Genomic DNA, 17175 nt, shown 5'->3' on the forward strand with positions numbered 1-17175 from the left:
CGACAATAACTCGGCGAGGATATACGTATGTTTGCGAAGTGAAAAGTCGACTTCTGACGAATGGTTACGGCGCTGTGAGCGCGATGACTCATACATCTCTATTCAAGACCAGCGCCAGCCCCCTGGACGATCGCTTGAGACTTTGGTCTTATATTTTCGCGGACTCGCACGAAACCTCAACACGCCCTAGGCTTCGGGCTGCGAGCGGCTGGGAGACGGCCTCGCGTTACAGCGCTTTTGCCGGGCGTGACTACGCTATGGCCGCGCCCTGGGTATTGCCGCCGCTCACACATTTTTCGGGCCGCGCTCGGCGCGGGCTCGGATGACACCTCAACACGCGCCAGGACATGCCGGCATGAACGACACGCCTCAACGACAGCCATCGCGACTGCTGCCGATCGTCATCGGCATCATCCTGCTCGTGGCCGGGCTGGCGATGCTGGCGGGCGGCATCAAGTTGTTGTCGTTGGACGGTACCCGTTACTACGCGATCGCCGGGGTGGCTTTCGCCATCGACGGGGTGCTGCTGATCGCCGCGCGCTCCTCGGCGCTCGGGTTGTACGGGCTCATCCTGATGGGGTCGATCGTCTGGTCGGTCTATGAAGTCGGCTTTTCGTGGTGGGCGCTGGTGCCGCGCCTGGCGCTGTGGGCCGTGCTTGGGTTGGTTCTGCTCCTGCCCTGGGTGCGCCGCCCGCTGGCCGCACGCGGGCGGCGCGTCGGCAACGGCTTGTCCACGCCGACGCTGGTCGTGGCCGTGCTGGGGGCTTTCGGTCTGGCGCTCGGCAGCCAGTTCACGCCCGATCCGACCACTATCGTCGGCCAAATCCCGGCGCATCGCGATCACCCGGTTAAGCCAGCCTATGCCGCCGGCGCGGACTGGCCGTCGTACGGCGGGACCGATGCCGGGACGCATTATTCATCGCTGGCGCAGATCAATACGCATAACGTCGGGCAGCTCAAGGTGGCCTGGAAGATCGAGACCGGCGATCTGCCGGGGCCGCATCATCCGGCCGAAATCACCGACGAAAACACGCCGCTCAAGGTCAATCACACGCTCTATGTGTGCACGCCGCACAGCAAGCTGCTGGCACTCGACCCGACCACCGGCAAAACGAAGTGGCGCTACAACACCCAGCTGAGCCAGGAAGGCGCCAAGAACTTCTCCGGCTGGGCGCATATGACCTGTCGCGGCATGGCTTATCAGGCGACCGGCGACGCCAGCGACAAGCCGGCTCCACCGGCGCATGCGATCCAGGACAAGAACAACACCCAGAACGCGCCCGCGACCTCGAGTTGCCCGCGCCGGATCTTTCTGCCGACGGCCGATGCCCGCCTGATCGCGATCAATGCCGACACCGGCCAGCGCTGTGCGAACTTCGGCGATGACGGCCAGGTGGATCTGGCCCGACACCAGCACCCATTCAAACCCGGTGGTTATTACTCGACGTCGCCGCCGGTGGTGGCCGACGGCCTGGTGATCGTCGGTGGCCATGTCACCGACAACAGTTCGACCAACGAGCCGTCGGGCGTGGTGCGCGCCTACGACGCGACCACGGGGAAACTGGTTTGGAACTGGGATGCCGGCAATCCGGATCAGACCCAGCCGATCGGCCCGAAGCAGCACTACACGCGCAATTCGCCCAACGTCTGGGCGCCGATGAGCGTGGACCACAAAAACGGTCTGCTTTACCTCCCGGTCGGCAATGCCATGCCGGACCAGTTCGGCGGCAATCGCACGTCGGCAGACGAGAAATACAGTTCGTCGCTGGTGGCGTTGCACGTCAAGACCGGGCAGATTGCCTGGCACCGCCAGCTCACCCATCACGATCTCTGGGACATGGACCCGCCGGCCCAGCCGGTGCTCACCGATATGACCACACGCGACGGCATGCAGCCGGTCGTCATCCAGCCGACCAAGCAGGGCCAGCTGTATGTGTTCAATCGCGTGACCGGTAAACCGGTGGTGCCGATCCACGAGCGCCCCGCGCCGCAGGGCGCGGTCAAGGGCGATCACACCGCGCCGACCCAGCCGCATTCCGCGTTGAATCTGGTGCCGCCGCGGCTGACCGGGGCGGATATGTGGGGCGCTACGCCGTTCGATCAGCTGGCCTGCCGGATCCGGTTTCGTTCGCTGCGCTATGACGGCCAGTTCACGCCGCCGTCGCTTCAGGGCTCTATTTCCTATCCGGGCAACGTCGGCGTGATGAACTGGGGCGGCGTGGCCGTCAATCCGGCCGACCAGAGCCTGTTCGTCGCGCCCAAGTATCTGGCGTTCGTACTACAGCTCGTGCCGCAGGAGCAGGCCAAACGGATGGAACAAGCCAAGTCGGAGAACGGTGGCCTGCAGCCCAATACCGGCGCGCCGTATGCTGTGAAGATCGGCCCGTTGATGTCGCCGCTGGGTCTGCCGTGCCAGGCGCCCTCCTGGGGCGACGTGGCCGGCATCGATCTGCAGAAACGCAAGATCGCATGGCGACATCCCAACGGCACCGCGCGTGACGAGACGCCCATCGTGCCCCTGCCGTTGCCGGTGGGTGTGCCGGCCCTCGGCGGGCCGATCACGACCGCCGGCGGCGTCGCGTTCGAATCCGGCACGTTGGATTACTATGTGCGCGCTTATAACGCGTCCACGGGCCGCCAGCTCTGGCAGGCACGCCTGCCGGCCGGCGGCAACGCCACGCCGATGACTTACGAGGCCGACGGTCAGCAGTATTTACTCGTTACGGCCGGCGGTCACGGCACGTTCGGTACGAAATTCGGCGATTACGTGATCGCCTACAAGCTGCCGGGCAAATCCGATTAAGCCGGCCCAAGAGCAGTGGACGAGCAGTCGAGGGGGGGGGCTGGGGCGTTATAGGGGCTGGCGCTGGTGTTTGACGTTTTCAGTCCGCCAATGAACGCCAAATATGCAAATGGCGGACTGAGGTTTGCGACCTCCGCGGTTTCGGGGTGCCGCGTGGCCTTTTGCTTCGTTCATTAAGGCGTTTATCCGCAGATTTCACAGATTGCACAGATTGATTGGCGGGCTCGATTTACGACATGCGCGGTTTGGAGGCGCCGCACGACTGCTCTCTTCGTTCCGTAAGGCATTGATCCGCAGATCGACACCGATGCACACAGATCGCGGTTGACGCCGGAGACCCTGCTTTGATCGTGGCGCGAATGGTCTTTGCCACTTTGTTCCCGAGCACCGCCTTCGAGTCAGGCGTGACAGTGAACTCCGCCTCCGCTTGGCGCCTCGAAGCGGCTATGCCGCGAAAGCCGAACCGCATCTGCGTGAATCGGTGTCGATCTGCGGACAGTTTCTTTGGCCGAACGAAGTTCAAAAACACAACGGCGCACAGCCCCGGCCGCGTCGAATGCAGATCCGCCATTAGCGTCATTGGCGTTGATTGGCGGACTCGATTTACGACGTCAGCGGGTTGGAGCGCGCCGGACGATTGTTTCCTTCGTTCCGTAAGGCCGTGATCCGCAGATCGGCACCGATGCACACAGATCGCGGTTGATCGTTGGAGACGCTGCTTCGATCATGGCGCGAATGGTCTTTGCGGCTTCGTTTCGCGAACCGCCTTCGCGTTAGGCGTGCCGGCCAACGCCACCTACGGTTTGCGCCTCGAATCCGCTATATCGCGAAAGTCAAACCGCCATCTGTGTAATCGGCGTCATCTGCGGATCGTTTTCTTCAAGTAGCGACGCCCGAACGAGATAACGGGGCTGAGAGGGCGGCTCCGTTCAGCTTTAATTGGATTGCGCGCTCAAGATTCGCGGGTCGCGGTCGATAGGCCCGGTCTGATATGCAAACAGCTGCGCCGTCGTGTCACGGGCGGAGCGACCGATGACCAAAACGCTGCGCTGGGAAAATCTCGACACCGGGCTTGCGCTGCTTGATGAGCGTAATGTCGTGGTCTACGCCAATCCGGCGTTCGCCACGCTCCTGGCTCTTGAAACCGTCTCTGGGCGACCCGCGATCACGAGCTGGGCTTGCGATCTCGGTCCCGACACCCGCCAGACGCTCGAGCGGCGGTTGTGCTCCAACGAGGCCGGGGCAGTGACGCTGAATGAGCAAGCGCCGAATCCGGTGACGCTGTATATCGGCGCAAGCCGGGACGGTCAGCGATTGGTGGTGGGCGCTCGCGGCTGGCCGGTGGCCGACGACTGTGGGCTGGCGGCCCAGCTGGATCCCCTGACCGGAATCGGCAATCGTCTGATGTATGAACGTCATCTCGCCACGCTGTGCGAGCATGCCGTTCGCCCGGCGGTGGCTGCGCTGATGATCGATCTCGATCGTTTCAAGCAGGTCAACGATACACTCGGCCACGCCGCCGGTGACGAGCTGTTACGTCTCACGGCCGATCGGCTACGCAAACTCACCCGCGAGGACGACGTGCTGATCCGGCTTGGCGGCGACGAATTTCTCGTGCTGCAAACCGATGCACGTCAACCGGACGCGGCCCACGGGCTGGCCCAGCGTCTCACCGAGGTCATGAGTCGGCTGTTTCTGATCGAGGGTAATTCGGTGGAGATCAGCGCCAGTGTCGGCGTCGCGATGCTCGGTCATGGCACGGCTGCACTCGACGATCTGCTCAAGCATGCCGCCTTGGCGTTGTACCAGGCCAAGGGGTTGGGGCGGGCGCGGTACTGTGTGTTCGACCCGGATTTGGAAGCCCGTGCGCTGGCGCGTCACCAGATCGAATTCGATCTGCGGCGCGCGCTCGGCCTACGCGAATTCGTGCTTGTCTATCAGCCCCAGAATTCGACCCGGGATGGGCGGATTTCGGGCTTCGAGGCGCTGCTGCGATGGATGCAACCGGTGCGCGGGCCGATTTCCCCGGCCGAGTTCATCCCTCTGGCCGAAGAGATCGGCGAGATCCATGCCATCGGCGCCTGGGTGATTCGCAGTGCCTGTTTCGAAGCGGCGGGCTGGGCGGACCCGACCCTTACCGTGGCGGTCAATGTGTCGCCGGTCCAGTTCGAAAATGACAATATCATCCAAATCGTCTCCGCCGCGCTTAAGGACAGCGGCCTGGCGGCCTCGCGGCTCGAAATCGAGGTGACCGAAGGCGTGTTGCTGACGGAATCGCCCGAGGTGCTGGAGCGGCTCTGGTCGCTGAATCGCATGGGCGTGTCGATCGCCATGGACGATTTCGGCACGGGCTATGCCTCGCTGAGCTATCTCAATAGTTTTCCGTTTTCCAAGATCAAGATCGACAAATCGTTCGTGCAGAGCGAGCATTCGTCGCGATCGCAGGCGCTCATTTCGGCGATTCTGGCGATCGGAACGAGCCTCGGTGTTACGACCATCGCCGAAGGCGTGGAAACGCCGGATCAATTCGCCGCGATCCGGGCGATCGGCTGCCACAGCGTCCAGGGCTACTACATCTCGCGGCCGATGCCGGCCGAAGACGTGGCGGACTATATAAGCCGCTTCGATCCGGAACCCTTTCTGCGGCATGCCGAGCAGGAACAAATCGCATGACCGAATCGTTGTATCGGCTGGTGTATTTCAGCCGCAACGCCCTAGCAGGCGATGCCGAGGCGGTTCGCGCTGAGATTGAGAGCATTCTCGAATGCTCGCGGCGTAACAACGCGGCCGCGAATGTCACCGGCGCTTTGATGTTCAATGGCGGCTGCTTCGCGCAGGTTCTGGAAGGCCCGTATGGGGCGATCCAGGTTACCCTCGAACGTATTCAATGCGACGCCCGGCATTCAGGGTTGAAAGTACTGGCGTTCGATCGCCGCAGCGCGCGCGGTTTCGCACACTGGTCGATGGCCTATGTCGGCGCCGCAGCGAACGTCGACCGGTTCGCCCACATCGCGAAGACCTCCGCGTTCGATCCGTCGGCGTTGGACGGCGAGGCCATCTACGACACGCTCAAGGCCAACCTGGCAGACAGCGCGCTGGCTTAGTTTCGGCTTTCGGACTCCGGCGGTGCCGGCTCGGGGCGGGTGAAAAGAAACACGGCCATCGCCGCGAGCATAGCGCCCACCAGCCCGATGACACCGCGATGTTCGATGCTGAACCACAGCAGGATCCAGCTGGCGGCCATCAGAGTAACGGCCAGCCATTTTGCGCGCCGCGGGATCGCGCCGTGGTCCTGCCAAGCCACCAGGGCCGGGCCGAAGTGCGGGTGCGCACGCAATCGGCGGCGCAGCGCGGGCGACGATTTGCCCGCGGCCCACGCCGCGACCAGCAGAAACGGCGTGGTCGGCAGCCCGGGTAATACGATGCCGATTGCGCCGAGGCCGATGCACAACCCCGCAAGCGCCCGCAGTAGCCAGCGCAGCACCCGCGAATTGACAACGCTTTGTTCGTCCATGCCGGCATGATTGCAGATCGCTGGTTGACGGGCGACCGGTTTTGCACAGTCGCTGTGGACAACCCTGTTCGAAACCGATGGCGAGCGTCGTCGAATCGTTGCTGAGTGGTGTTTCCGGCAAGCTCTGATCAGAATTTGACCAATGTGAAGGCCCGCGCGGCCCGGCTCGTCTATGATGCGAACCCGTTGGGGGCATCAATTGCGGTGACAATGACCAATACGGCCCGATGGCTGGGGGTAACGACGGCGCTTTTCGGGGCCGGGCTGGCCTGCGCGGCCTTCGGCCTGCTCGAGGTGCATCAGTTCTCGCCGCGCCTCGTCGACTCGCTGATGCAGCCGGACAAGATCGTCTGGCTGTATCACTACACGCTGGCCCACTACGAAATCAATTACTTCCAGTACGGCTTCGTCAAACGGGCCTTGTTGTCCAACCTGTTCGCGCCGTTTCACGGCCAACGCTGGGTGGACGCCACGCTGTTATTCAACCTGGTCGTGGACGCGACGCTGGCGGCACTCGCGGCTGTTTTTCTCACCCGGCTCTGGCGCGAGACACGTTGGCCGACGGCGGCCGTGTTCACGGCCGCGACGTTGTTCGGTTCCTTCGGCCTGATCAATCTCGGTTCCGATATCGGGCGCTTTGATTTCGTGCTGCTGGTCATGCTCGTCGGCTCGTTGGCCTGGATCCGGCAGGGCGCGGTGCTTGGGCCGGCGCTGGTGACGGCCGCGGCGCTGCTGACGCACGAGATTTATTTTTTCATCGGCGTGCCGATGCTGATCGCCTATACGCTGGATCGGCTGCACGACGCGGCTCGGCTCGACCGGCGTACGGTGTGGCGCCATCTGTGGCCGCTGCTGGCGGTGGTGCTGGCCGTCGGCATCGCGCTGCTGCTCTGGGGGCGTTACGAACCGGGCTATCAGGCGCTGGCGGATCGCCTCGGGCGGTTCGTCTTTCCAGCAGCGGTCAAGGTCTGGACACGCCCGCTCGAGGGTAATGTCGTGCTGGTGGACCAGTACTGGCGCCACGGCGTCTATACCGGGTTCGACGTCGTCTGCGGGGCGATCGTCTGGCTGCTGCTGGTCGCGCTGATCGCGGTGCTTTATCGCGCGCGGCGTGCCTCGGCGCTGATTCTGCTGACGCCGTTGGCCGTGCTGCCGATGTATGCGCTGGGCACCGACTATGCGCGCTGGTGCAAGCTCGGCTTCGCGCTGCTTATTGTGGCCATCGCGTTTGCCGCCAGTGATCGGCGGCTGGCGGATGGCATGCTCGATCGGCCGCTCGTGCGGCTGCTGATGCTGGGTCTGGTCGGCTTGCCCTTCGTGCCGTTCGGCATCGAACATGCGTTTCAGATGCTGAGGCCGTAGTGGGATGCGCGACGTTACACACAGTCGCTGTGGACAACCCTGTGCGCGACATGGGTGGAACCGTCTCGATTGTCGGCGCGGCGGGCGCTCGGGGCGTATTGGTCATAAATTGATCAAGCCACGGCGGGCCCCGATATGAGCCAGGACGACGGGCGTACGCTCGGTATCGAACCGGCCACGATCGATATCGCCGGGCGCACGCCGCGTGCGCCGGCCTATGACGACGTGTATTTCTCGGCGGATGACGGCCTCGCCGAATCGCGGCACGTGTTTCTCGACGGCAACGATCTGGCCACTCGTTGGGCCCGCTGGTCGGCATCGCGGGCGTTCGTGATCGGCGAGACCGGCTTCGGTACCGGGCGCAATATGTTGCTGGCCTGGCGTTTGTTCCGCGAGGTGGCGCCTGCAGCGGCGCGGCTGCATCTGGTGTCGATCGAACGCCATCCGCTCGGTGCGGACGATCTGCGCGCGTTGTGGGCCGATGATCCGGAACTGCACGGCAACGCTTGCCGGCTGGCGAATGGCTGGCCGGCGTTGCTGCGCGGCACGCATCGCCTGCGGCTGGATGATCGCGTCACGCTCGACCTGATCTTCGATGACGTCGACACGGCGCTGAATGGGTTCGACGGTCGTGTCGATGCCTGGTTTCTGGATGGTTTTGCGCCCGCGCGCAATCCGGCGATGTGGAGCGCGCGCGTGTTTGCCGGATTGGCCGCGGCCAGCCGGCCCGGCGCAACCTTCGCCACTTACAGCTGTGCTCGAGCCGTGCGCGAGCACGCTGCCGCGGTCGGCTTCGAATGCGAAAAACGTCCCGGTGCCGGCCGCAAGCGCGAGATGCTGCAGGGCAGGCTGGCGAGCACGACGAGCGCGCCGGCGATCGCCGCGGCGCGTCGACGGCGGCCCTGGTTCGAGCCACCGCGGGCGGGCCCGGTGGGGCGTATCGCCGTGATCGGCGCCGGTATTGCGGGCACATCGGTGGCCGAAGCGCTGGCCCGGCGCGGTCAGCGTTGCGATCTCTACGATCCGCTCGGCGTGGCCGGTGCCGCCTCGGGCAACGCTCAGGCGGCGTTGCACGTCCGCCCGGCGGCCAACGGCGACGCGCGGACGCGCTTCCAGCTGGCCGCGCTGGATTATGTCCGGCGCTGGCTGGCCGATCTCGATAGTACACGCACGCTCTGGTCCGACTGTGGCCTGCTGCAGCTGGCGCGCGATGAGGCGGAGGCCGCCCGTCAGCGCAAATGCCTCGACCGGCTGGCCGTGCCGCCGACCCTCATGCGCGGGGTGGATGCGGCAACGGCGGCCCGCCTCGCGGGTACGCCGCTGTCCGGCGACGTCCGCGGCGGGCTGTACTACTCGTCGGCCGGCTGGGTGCGCCCGGATCGCCTGTGTCGATTGTTGTTCGAACGCAGTGGCGCGACGTTGTATCGCCGCGCGGTCACCGCGCTCGAGTCGATCGACTCGGGTTGGCGGCTGGCCAATGCCGACGGCGGCCGGGCCGATTACGAGCACGTGGTGTTGGCATGCGCGGGTGCGGCGCCGGCGCTGTGTGTTGATCTGCCGCCGCTGACGACGGTGCGGGGACAGGTCAGCGCGTTCGCGTCGACCGATCCTGCGTTTGCGCCGGATTGCGTGATCTGTGGGCGGGGCTACGCGCTGCCGGCGCTGGAAGATCGGCTGTATGCGGGCGCGAGTTTCCAGCGCGACCGGGCGGACGCGGCCGCGCGCAGCGCCGACGACGACGCGAACCGCGCCATGCTGGCCGAGATCGCCCCGGCGCTGGCTACCCGTCTGGGCCCGCCGGTGGCGGCACGCGTGGCGTTTCGTTGTACCGGGCACGATCGCATGCCCTGTGTTGGGCCGGTGCCGGATACCGCCGCCTGGCGCCGCGATTATGCCGCGCTGGCGCTCGATGCGCAGCGTATCCCCGATGTGCCGGGCAGGCATCGCCGTGGCCTGTGGACCAGTCTGGCCCATGGCGCGCACGGGCTGGTCAGCGCGCCGCTGAGCGCCGAGATTCTGGCCTCGCGACTGTGCGACGAGCCGGTGCCGCGGGCGGCCGGCGAAGTGGATGCGTTGCATCCCGGCCGCTGGTTCGTGCGTGAACTGATTCGCGGCGGTTGATTTCCGGGCCCGACCTGGCCTAATCTCGGTCCCGTTATGCGTGAACCCGTTCTCAATACACGACCGATGTCTGTCGCCGCGGCGACGGCGTGTTCGTGCGCGGAATCACAATCGCACAAGTTTTACGGGTATTGGTTTAGCCGCACAGGCGCCTGAACCAATACGGACAGGCGCCCGGACTCGGGAGCCTGACCACGCGTTTGCCAAAACCCTCGGTCGGATCTCCCGGCCGGGGGTTTTTTTCTTGCCGTGAAGACGGCATCGATGCAACGCGAGGATCGAAAGACGATGTTCAGCCCCTACGAGTTTTACCGGGATGCGGCCTACGGCCGTTTTGCGACCGCTCAACATGCCACCACACAACCTAACGGCGCCCTATGTGCGTCATGCGATCAGGGAGCCGACCATGTCCCGGCAAAACGCCACGGTTCGTAACCTCGACCTCGAATCCGCCCCCGCGGCGACGCCCACGCTTGTGGCCACTCCGGCCGAGCTCGCCGAGCAACTGCCGGTAGAGCCGATGCTCGCGGCGCGCATCGCGCATCAACGCGAACTGATCCGCGAGATTCTCGCCGGTCGCGACGATCGTCTTTTGATTGTGGCCGGGCCGTGCTCGCTGCACGACCGCGCCTCGGCGCTCGACTACGGTGCCCGGCTGGCCGAACTGGCCGAAGAATGCGCCGACGATGCCGTGTTGGTCATGCGCGCCTACGTCGAAAAGCCGCGGACCACGGTCGGCTGGAAAGGCCTGCTGCACGATCCGCATCTCGACGGCCGCAACGACATCGGCGCCGGTCTGGCGACCGCCCGTGGTCTGTTGATCGAGCTGGCCGAGCTGGGCCTGCCGATCGCGACCGAACTGCTCACGCCGCTCGCGGCGGATTATCTGTCGGACGTGTTGTCCTGGGCCGCGATCGGGGCGCGCACCACCGAGTCGCAGACGCATCGCGAGCGTGCCAGCGCGCTGGATCTGCCGGTCGGCTTCAAGAATGGTACGGACGGCTCGATCGGCACCGCGATCGACGCCATTTCGGCGGCCTCTCATCCGCAGCATTATCTCGGCACCGATCGCCACGGCCGGCCGGCGGCGATCGCGACACCCGGCAACCCGGATGCCCATCTGATCCTGCGCGGCGGGCGCAGCGGCGCTAATCACGATGTCGAAAGCGTCGCGCGCGCCAGCCAGGCGCTGGCCGCGGTCGGCTGCCCGGAGCGGCTGATCGTCGATTGCAGCCATGCCAACAGCGGCAAGGTCGCGGCGCGTCAGGCCGAGGTCATGACCGAGCTGGGCGCGCGTCGGCGGGCCGGCGAAACCGCGATTGCCGGGCTGATGCTGGAAAGCCATATCGCGCACGGCAAGCAATCGCTGGGCGGCGAGTTGGCTTATGGCGTGTCGGTGACCGACGAATGCCTGGGCTGGGATGCGACTGCCGAAGCGATCCGCGCGGCCTGTCGGCGCTAAATCGCTGGACAACGGCCGGTCGACGACCGGCCGTTGTCGGGCCGGGGCGAGTGGCTGTGTCGCCCATGTCGCCAGAGGTATGTGACCGGCAGACGCCGGTCCGGTGCCGAGGCGGTCAGTCGTCGTCGCGGGCCGCGGCGTCGGTCAACAAGCCGCGGGCTTCGTCGTAGGACAAGCCGCTGATACCGGACGCGCTCATCGAACGCGACAGCGAATGGGCGACGCCGAAGGCCGAGGCGCGGCGATAGAACGACAATCGCGATTCATAGACCGGCAGGATGTCGTCCACTTTTTCGGCGTCACCGAGCCGGCGTTCGAAGGCGGCCCGCTTGGCCGCAAGCCAGGCCATGAATTCATCGTCGGCGGCGACCGCCTCGGCGAGTTCGAGCGTCCAGGTCATGTCGGTCTGCAGCACGCAGTGGCCGATGAAGCGCCCGGCCACCGCCTCGCCGAGCATGTCGGGCGGGGTGAGGCCGAGCCAGAACCGCTCGGGCTGGCGATAGAGGTAATAGGTCTTGCCCACCACCGGCTTGAAGCGGAATTCCGATTCGAGCACGAATAACGAGGTGAACAGCTCGGTGGTGACCTGATCGATCTGCTTGGGCGCGGCCACCGTCAGCCCGCCACGGGCTTCGTCCAGCGTGGCCAGAACCGACGACACGCCCTTGCCATCGGGATTGGGGTTGTTCATACGCACTCCAAGAGCGAATGATCGAACGTCAGTCTAAGCGCCCGCGGGCGGTTCGTGCGAGGCGGCATGGGCGGCGACTCGGCACGCAACGTGCGACAATTCCTGCTTTATACAGGTTCGAGCGAGCGGTTCATGGCGGAAAAGCGTTACGAAGTCGTGGTCATCGGTACCGGCCCGTCGGGCGAGAGTGCGGCGCTGAATGCGGCCAAGCACGGGCGTTCGGTGGCGGTGATCGAACGGGTCGCGGATGTCGGTGGCAACTGCACGCATCGGGGCACGATCCCGTCCAAGGCATTACGTCAGGCGGTCAAGCAGCTGCTCGCCGTGCAGTCCTCGCAAATGCTCTACGATCTGCGCACGCCGGAGGCGCCGTTGTCCTGGTTGCTCGAACGCTGGCATCGCGTCGTCGATCAGCAGGTCAAGATGCGTTCGAGTTTCTATGGCCGTAATGGCGTTGATGTCATCGGCGGCCATGCGCGCTTCACCGACGAACACCATATATCGGTGACCCACGGCAACGGCCGGGAGGAGCTGATCGCCTTCGATCAGGCGATTATTGCCACGGGCTCGCGGCCGTACGAGCCACCGGACGTCGATTTTTCGCATCCGCGGATTTTCAACTCGGATACGATCCTGGACCCGGGTTTCACGCCCCGGTCGATGATCATCTACGGCGCCGGTGTGATCGGCAGTGAGTATGCCTCGATCTTTTCCGGGATCGGCGTCAAGGTGCAGCTCATCAACAGTCGCGAGCGGCTGCTGGAGTTCCTCGACGACGAGATCAGCGATGCGCTGTCCTACCACCTGCGCCTGACCCACGGCGTGCTGATTCGTCACAACGAAGAATACGACCGCATCGCGGCCGACGACGACGGCGTGACGCTACACCTCAAATCCGGCAAGAAGGTCCGAGCGGATGCGCTGCTCTGGGCCAACGGCCGGACCGGCAATACCGACGACATGGGCCTGGATCAGCTCGGCATCGAGCCGAACCAGCGTGGCCAGATTGCCGTCGACGATCGCTATCGCACCCGGGTGCGCCATATCCATGCCGTCGGCGACGTGATTGGCATCCCCAGTCTGGCCAGCGCCGGCTACGGTCAGGGGCGGGCGGCCAGCGCGGACGCCATCGGCGTGCCGGGCTTTCGCTACGTCGACGATGTGCCGACCGGCATCTATACGATCCCCGAAATCAGCTCGCTCGGCCCGACCGAGCGCGAACTGACCGAATCGTGCACCCCATACGAAGTCGGCCAGGCGTTGTTCCAGGAAACCGCAAGAGCCCAGATCACCGGCGATACGGTCGGCATGCTCAAGCTGTTGTTCGATCCGGTGACGCATCAAATCCTCGGCATTCACTGCTTCGGCGACCAGGCCTCCGAAATCGTGCATATCGGCCAGGCCATCATGAGTCAGGACGGGGCCGGCAACACGATCGATTATTTCGTGAACACCACCTTCAACTATCCGACCATGGCCGAGGCCTATCGCACGGCCGCTTTGGACGGATTGAATCGTATCGACGGCGTATTCACGGAGCCGGCCGAGCAGCTGGCCGACCCGACCCCGGCCGACGCCGTGGCGTCAGTTGTGGATGAGCCGGCCGAAGCCGAAGAGAGCGCCGGCAACGACGACTGAATACCGCGACGATCCGCCCGGCAGGGAACATCCCTGGCCGGGTGGCAACGTGCTCGTTAGTCGCGTGCCGGATGCGTCAGCGGTTTCACCGGATGAGCCATCGGGTGGTCGCCCTGCAGTGACGGAATCTTCTGTGCCTTGAGCGGTTTGATCGGTGACTGCTGGAGCTGGTGTTCGAGATAGCGGATCGCGCGCGTCAACTGCGCGTCGTGACCTTCATAGCTGGCATGTGGCGCGTTCACCACGGCGATATCCGGACTGATGCCGCGGCCCTCGACCAGCCAGCGGCCGCCGATCTCGAACTGCGGGAATTCGGCGATCCGGGCATGACCGCCGTCTTCCAGCGTATGGCTGTCGGATAGCCACACGCCGGCGCCGGCCGTGCGCTGGCCGATGAGGGGCGCGATGCCCAACGCCTTGATGCCGGCGGCGAAGGTCTCGCCGTCGGAATACGTGAGCGCATCGGTCAGCACCACGATATGGGCCCGCGTGGCCTGTTGCATGTTGACCTGTGGGTCGGCGCCGCGCGACTTCCAGAACATCCACGGCCGGCGCATGAGCTGGTCCAGCACCCAGCTGTCGATATCGCCGCCGCGGTTGCGCCGGACGTCGATGATCAGCCCCTGTTTGCGGTACTGCGCCTTGAAATCGCGCACGAACTGGGCCGCGTCGTCGGCGACCATGGCATACAGATGCAGATAGCCGATACGGCCGTGGCTGGCCCGGGCGACTTTCTCGCGATTGCCGATGGCCCAATCGCGATAGCGCAGATGGGCGTCCTGCTTGAGATCGACGGGCTCGACCACGGTCTTGTGGGTCTTGCCGTCGCGCTTGATCGTCAGCAGCACCTGATGGCCGACCTCGTTGCGCAGGGCATCGTAGAGGCCGCCGAGCCGGGTCACCGGCTGGCCGTTGACGGCCACGATGACGTCGCCGTTGCGGGCATCCACGCCGGGCCGGGCGAGCGGGCCGGCGGCCTCCGGCAGGTCGGGGTCGGTGCGATAGATATGCGCGATGCGCACGCCATGTGTGGCCTGGACCAGATGGGCGCCGAGCGATGCGCCCTTGACTGGGTGCGTGGGCTTGTCGACATCGCCACCGTAGACCTGCGAGTGCATGGCCGAGAGCTGGGTCTTCATCTGCGCCAGCACGTCGGACAGATCGCGCCGGTCGGCCACGCGATCGACCAGCGCACCGTAGCGTTTCTTCACGGCATTCCAGTCGGCGCCGCGCATGTTCGGGTCGAAGAAGGCGCTGCGATGCATGCGCCAGGCGTCGTCGAACATCTCGTGCCATTCGGCGACCGGGTCGATCTCGAAACGCCAGTCGCCGGTGCGGACATGCGCGCTCGACAGATCCTGCGGGAGCTTGGCCGAAGCATCGACGATCAGCAGCTTGTGGCCGTCTTTGCCGCGCGCCAGCAGCAGGCGCTTGCCGTCGGCGGTGAGATCGAAGCCGGCGATGTTGTCACTATACGTCTTGGCCTTGACGTCGACGCGCTTGATCTCGATCGACAGCAACCGCGTGGCGGCCTTGCCGTCGTGATCCTGCTCGGACACCGATGGATTGTCGGCCAGCACGTACAGACGCTTCTTGGTCACGCCCAGGTCGTGATAGTTGCCGGCATCGACCGGCACTTGCCATAGGCGGCCACTCAGGCCCGACCAGGCCACGCGCGGTGCGGCGTCGGTCTTGTTGTCTTTTCCGCTCGCGGCATTCCGGGCGTCGGCGGAGTCGCCGCTGGGCTTGCCCTGTTTTTCATCGGGCTCCAGCGGGTTCAGCTCGGTCGGCGGGGCGAAGCCGAAGGCCGCTTTCGGAGTCAGGGCCAGGGCGAAAATCTGGGTGCGGTCGGTAAACGCCGGGCCGAGATTACGATCGCCCCAGGGCGAGGCGGGTGTCGGTACGAACCGTCGATCGGACAGGAAATACAGCCATCGCCCGCCGGCGCCGAAGGCCGGGGCGAAACTCTTGTAGCGATCGTCGGTGACGACAGCGCTCCGGTGTTCGCGTACGCCGTATAACGAGATGCGTTCGCGTTCGTCGCCGCGCTTCTGCCAGGCAACGGCCAGATACTGGCTGTTCGGCGACCAGCGGATGGCATCAGCGGCCGTGCCGCCCATGCCGCCGGTCAGAATCTTTCGATCGGCGCCGGAATCCAGGTTCAGCAGCCAGATATTGCCGCGATTGTCGTCGTGGGCGATGAAGCCTCCGTCGGGCGAGGGATGCAGGCTCCAGCGCATACCGACACCGTTGTGGGTGAGCGCCTTGCCATGCCCGCTGCCGTCGGCGGCAAAACGCCAGATTTCTTGCACTCCGGTGGCATCGCTGATGGCATAGACCCAGCGGCCTTTCGGCCCGGTCACCGCGGCGCGCAGGCGCGGTGCATTCTCGGGGCTGATGGGGATGATGCGCGCGGCGTTGGTGCCGATGGTCGCCACATGGCCGCGGGCGGTGAGCACGGCACGACGGCCGTCACCGGACAGGCTGACGTGCTCCAGATCCTGCATCGGATCGTCGATCCAGCGCGGCTGGCGGTGCCGGAAATCCGAGGCCAGGGTGAGCGGCACGGTTCGCGTCTTGCCGTCGGCGAGATTCAGACAATCGATATCGGCGCCGAGCTGATAGACGATATGGCCGTCGTTCAGCATCGGCGAGCGCGGCGTGAACCCGGTGTAATGCGTGATCTGGCGCCGATCCTTGCCGTCGAACCGGGTCGACCAGATATTCGGATGGCCATCGGCATCCGAGATGAAGTACAACCGGTGGTGCCACACCATGGGCGCGCTGACCGAGCCTTTGGTGGGCAGGCGCTGTGCCTCGCCGCGGCCGTTCATGGCATAGCGCCAGAGCTGGCCCATGGCACCGCCGCGATACACGCGGGCATTGTCGCCGGTCAGGGCCAGGCCGAAACGGGTGAAGAACAGCGTCCGGCCGTTGCCGGCGAAATGGCCGTCGATCGCATCCTGCAGCGGCACCGGCTGCGTCTTGCCAGTGTCCGGATTCACGATCTTGAGCCGCCACTGGCTCGTCGGCCCCACGCCGCCGTCCGTGGCATACAGCAGCCGGCCGTCGGGCAGCCAGCCGCGCAGCCGCACCGTCGCTTGTTCAAAGGTCACGCGCTTCGGCAGGCCGCCGGCCGTGGGCATCACGTAGACCTCGGGCGGGCCATCGCGATCGGAGACGAAGGCCACCCGTTTGCCGTCGGGCGAGATGAAGGGGCTGGTCTCGGCGCCGGGCGTGCTGGTCAGCCGGCGCGCGGCGCCGCCCTCGAGCGTGGCCAGCCAGATATCGCCTTCGGCGACGAAGGCCAGCTGCTGGCCGGACAGGCTCGGGTCGCGGTAATAGCCGACATTGCTCGCGGCAGCGGCCGAGCCGGCCAGGGCGGTCCAACCGACCATAGTGCCGGCAATGGCCGCGAAGACGACGGCGCGGCGTTGGAGATGTGAGTAAATAATGATCAGTTCCCCCGTAAGGCACGTTCGCGGCCCAAGCAAGAAACGTGCGCATCGGGGCTTGATTATAGTCCGGCGCTGTGTGGGCGTTGCCGTGGCCGTCTTGCTCCCCGGGGCACGGCAACCCCGACG

General features: G+C 65.4%; 9 protein-coding genes and 1 pseudogene. 7 read left to right on the plus strand and 3 right to left on the minus strand.

From position 1 onward, the window contains the following. Positions 1-355: 355 nt before the first annotated feature. The 3 genes from C41B8_RS11245 (at position 356) to C41B8_RS11255 (ending at position 5907) form a co-directional block, all read left to right on the plus strand. Positions 356-2803 carry a membrane-bound PQQ-dependent dehydrogenase, glucose/quinate/shikimate family gene (locus tag C41B8_RS11245; RefSeq protein WP_037338024.1) on the plus strand — a complete coding sequence of 816 codons (2448 nt, stop codon included), beginning with the start codon at positions 356-358 and terminating at the stop codon, positions 2801-2803. A 1032-nt stretch (positions 2804-3835) separates the two neighbouring features. Further along, positions 3836-5476, plus strand: a complete 1641-nt coding sequence (locus tag C41B8_RS11250) for a sensor domain-containing protein (RefSeq protein ID WP_051883423.1) — start codon at positions 3836-3838, stop codon at positions 5474-5476. After that, positions 5473-5907 carry a BLUF domain-containing protein gene (locus C41B8_RS11255; protein WP_037338027.1) on the plus strand — a complete coding sequence of 145 codons (435 nt, stop codon included), beginning with the start codon at positions 5473-5475 and terminating at the stop codon, positions 5905-5907. The genes C41B8_RS11250 and C41B8_RS11255 overlap by 4 nt, the downstream gene beginning before the upstream one ends. Here C41B8_RS11255 and C41B8_RS11260 read toward each other — a convergent pair. After that, complete coding sequence (locus tag C41B8_RS11260) at positions 5904-6317, minus strand: YbaN family protein (RefSeq protein ID WP_051883424.1); 414 nt, start codon at positions 6315-6317, stop codon at positions 5904-5906. The genes C41B8_RS11255 and C41B8_RS11260 overlap by 4 nt on opposite strands. Before the next feature lie 210 nt (positions 6318-6527). On the opposite strand from C41B8_RS11260, the gene C41B8_RS11265 reads away from it, so the two are divergent. The 3 genes from C41B8_RS11265 (at position 6528) to C41B8_RS11275 (ending at position 11262) form a co-directional block, all read left to right on the plus strand. After that, positions 6528-7679, plus strand: a complete 1152-nt coding sequence (locus C41B8_RS11265) for a hypothetical protein (RefSeq protein WP_037338030.1) — start codon at positions 6528-6530, stop codon at positions 7677-7679. A 135-nt stretch (positions 7680-7814) separates the two neighbouring features. Then, on the plus strand, positions 7815-9800 hold the full coding sequence (gene mnmC / locus C41B8_RS11270) for a bifunctional tRNA (5-methylaminomethyl-2-thiouridine)(34)-methyltransferase MnmC2/FAD-dependent 5-carboxymethylaminomethyl-2-thiouridine(34) oxidoreductase MnmC1 (RefSeq protein ID WP_051883425.1): 1986 nt from the start codon (positions 7815-7817) through the stop codon (positions 9798-9800). A gap of 406 nt (positions 9801-10206) precedes the next feature. Beyond that, positions 10207-11262 carry a 3-deoxy-7-phosphoheptulonate synthase gene (locus C41B8_RS11275; RefSeq protein ID WP_037338032.1) on the plus strand — a complete coding sequence of 352 codons (1056 nt, stop codon included), beginning with the start codon at positions 10207-10209 and terminating at the stop codon, positions 11260-11262. A 115-nt stretch (positions 11263-11377) separates the two neighbouring features. Here C41B8_RS11275 and C41B8_RS11280 read toward each other — a convergent pair whose 3' ends face one another. Further along, positions 11378-11953, minus strand: a complete 576-nt coding sequence (locus tag C41B8_RS11280) for a DUF2452 domain-containing protein (protein WP_037338034.1) — start codon at positions 11951-11953, stop codon at positions 11378-11380. Between the two features lie 132 nt (positions 11954-12085). Here C41B8_RS11280 and sthA point away from each other — a divergent pair. Further along, positions 12086-13474 (plus strand): annotated as a pseudogene (gene sthA, locus C41B8_RS11285) (Si-specific NAD(P)(+) transhydrogenase); the annotation flags it as partial. 173 nt (positions 13475-13647) lie between these two features. Here sthA and C41B8_RS11290 read toward each other — a convergent pair. After that, entirely contained in the window at positions 13648-16989 is a 3342-nt protein-coding gene (locus C41B8_RS11290) for a S41 family peptidase (protein WP_084188867.1), read from the minus strand. Positions 16990-17175: the final 186 nt, after the last annotated feature.

This window comes from Salinisphaera hydrothermalis C41B8 (assembly GCF_000732535.1).
GTDB lineage: Bacteria > Pseudomonadota > Gammaproteobacteria > Nevskiales > Salinisphaeraceae > Salinisphaera > Salinisphaera hydrothermalis.

What these genes read in the sequence shown, in the direction of transcription:
- C41B8_RS11245 (WP_037338024.1), top strand. Translation starts at nt 356, where the DNA reads ATGAACGACACGCCTCAACGACAGCCATCGCGACTGCTGCCGATCGTC.
- C41B8_RS11250 (WP_051883423.1), top strand. Translation starts at nt 3,836, where the DNA reads ATGACCAAAACGCTGCGCTGGGAAAATCTCGACACCGGGCTTGCGCTG.
- C41B8_RS11255 (WP_037338027.1), top strand. Translation starts at nt 5,473, where the DNA reads ATGACCGAATCGTTGTATCGGCTGGTGTATTTCAGCCGCAACGCCCTA.
- C41B8_RS11260 (WP_051883424.1), bottom strand. Translation starts at nt 6,317, where the DNA reads ATGGACGAACAAAGCGTTGTCAATTCGCGGGTGCTGCGCTGGCTACTG.
- C41B8_RS11265 (WP_037338030.1), top strand. Translation starts at nt 6,528, where the DNA reads ATGACCAATACGGCCCGATGGCTGGGGGTAACGACGGCGCTTTTCGGG.
- mnmC (WP_051883425.1), top strand. Translation starts at nt 7,815, where the DNA reads ATGAGCCAGGACGACGGGCGTACGCTCGGTATCGAACCGGCCACGATC.
- C41B8_RS11275 (WP_037338032.1), top strand. Translation starts at nt 10,207, where the DNA reads ATGTCCCGGCAAAACGCCACGGTTCGTAACCTCGACCTCGAATCCGCC.
- C41B8_RS11280 (WP_037338034.1), bottom strand. Translation starts at nt 11,953, where the DNA reads ATGAACAACCCCAATCCCGATGGCAAGGGCGTGTCGTCGGTTCTGGCC.
- C41B8_RS11290 (WP_084188867.1), bottom strand. Translation starts at nt 16,989, where the DNA reads ATGGTCGGTTGGACCGCCCTGGCCGGCTCGGCCGCTGCCGCGAGCAAT.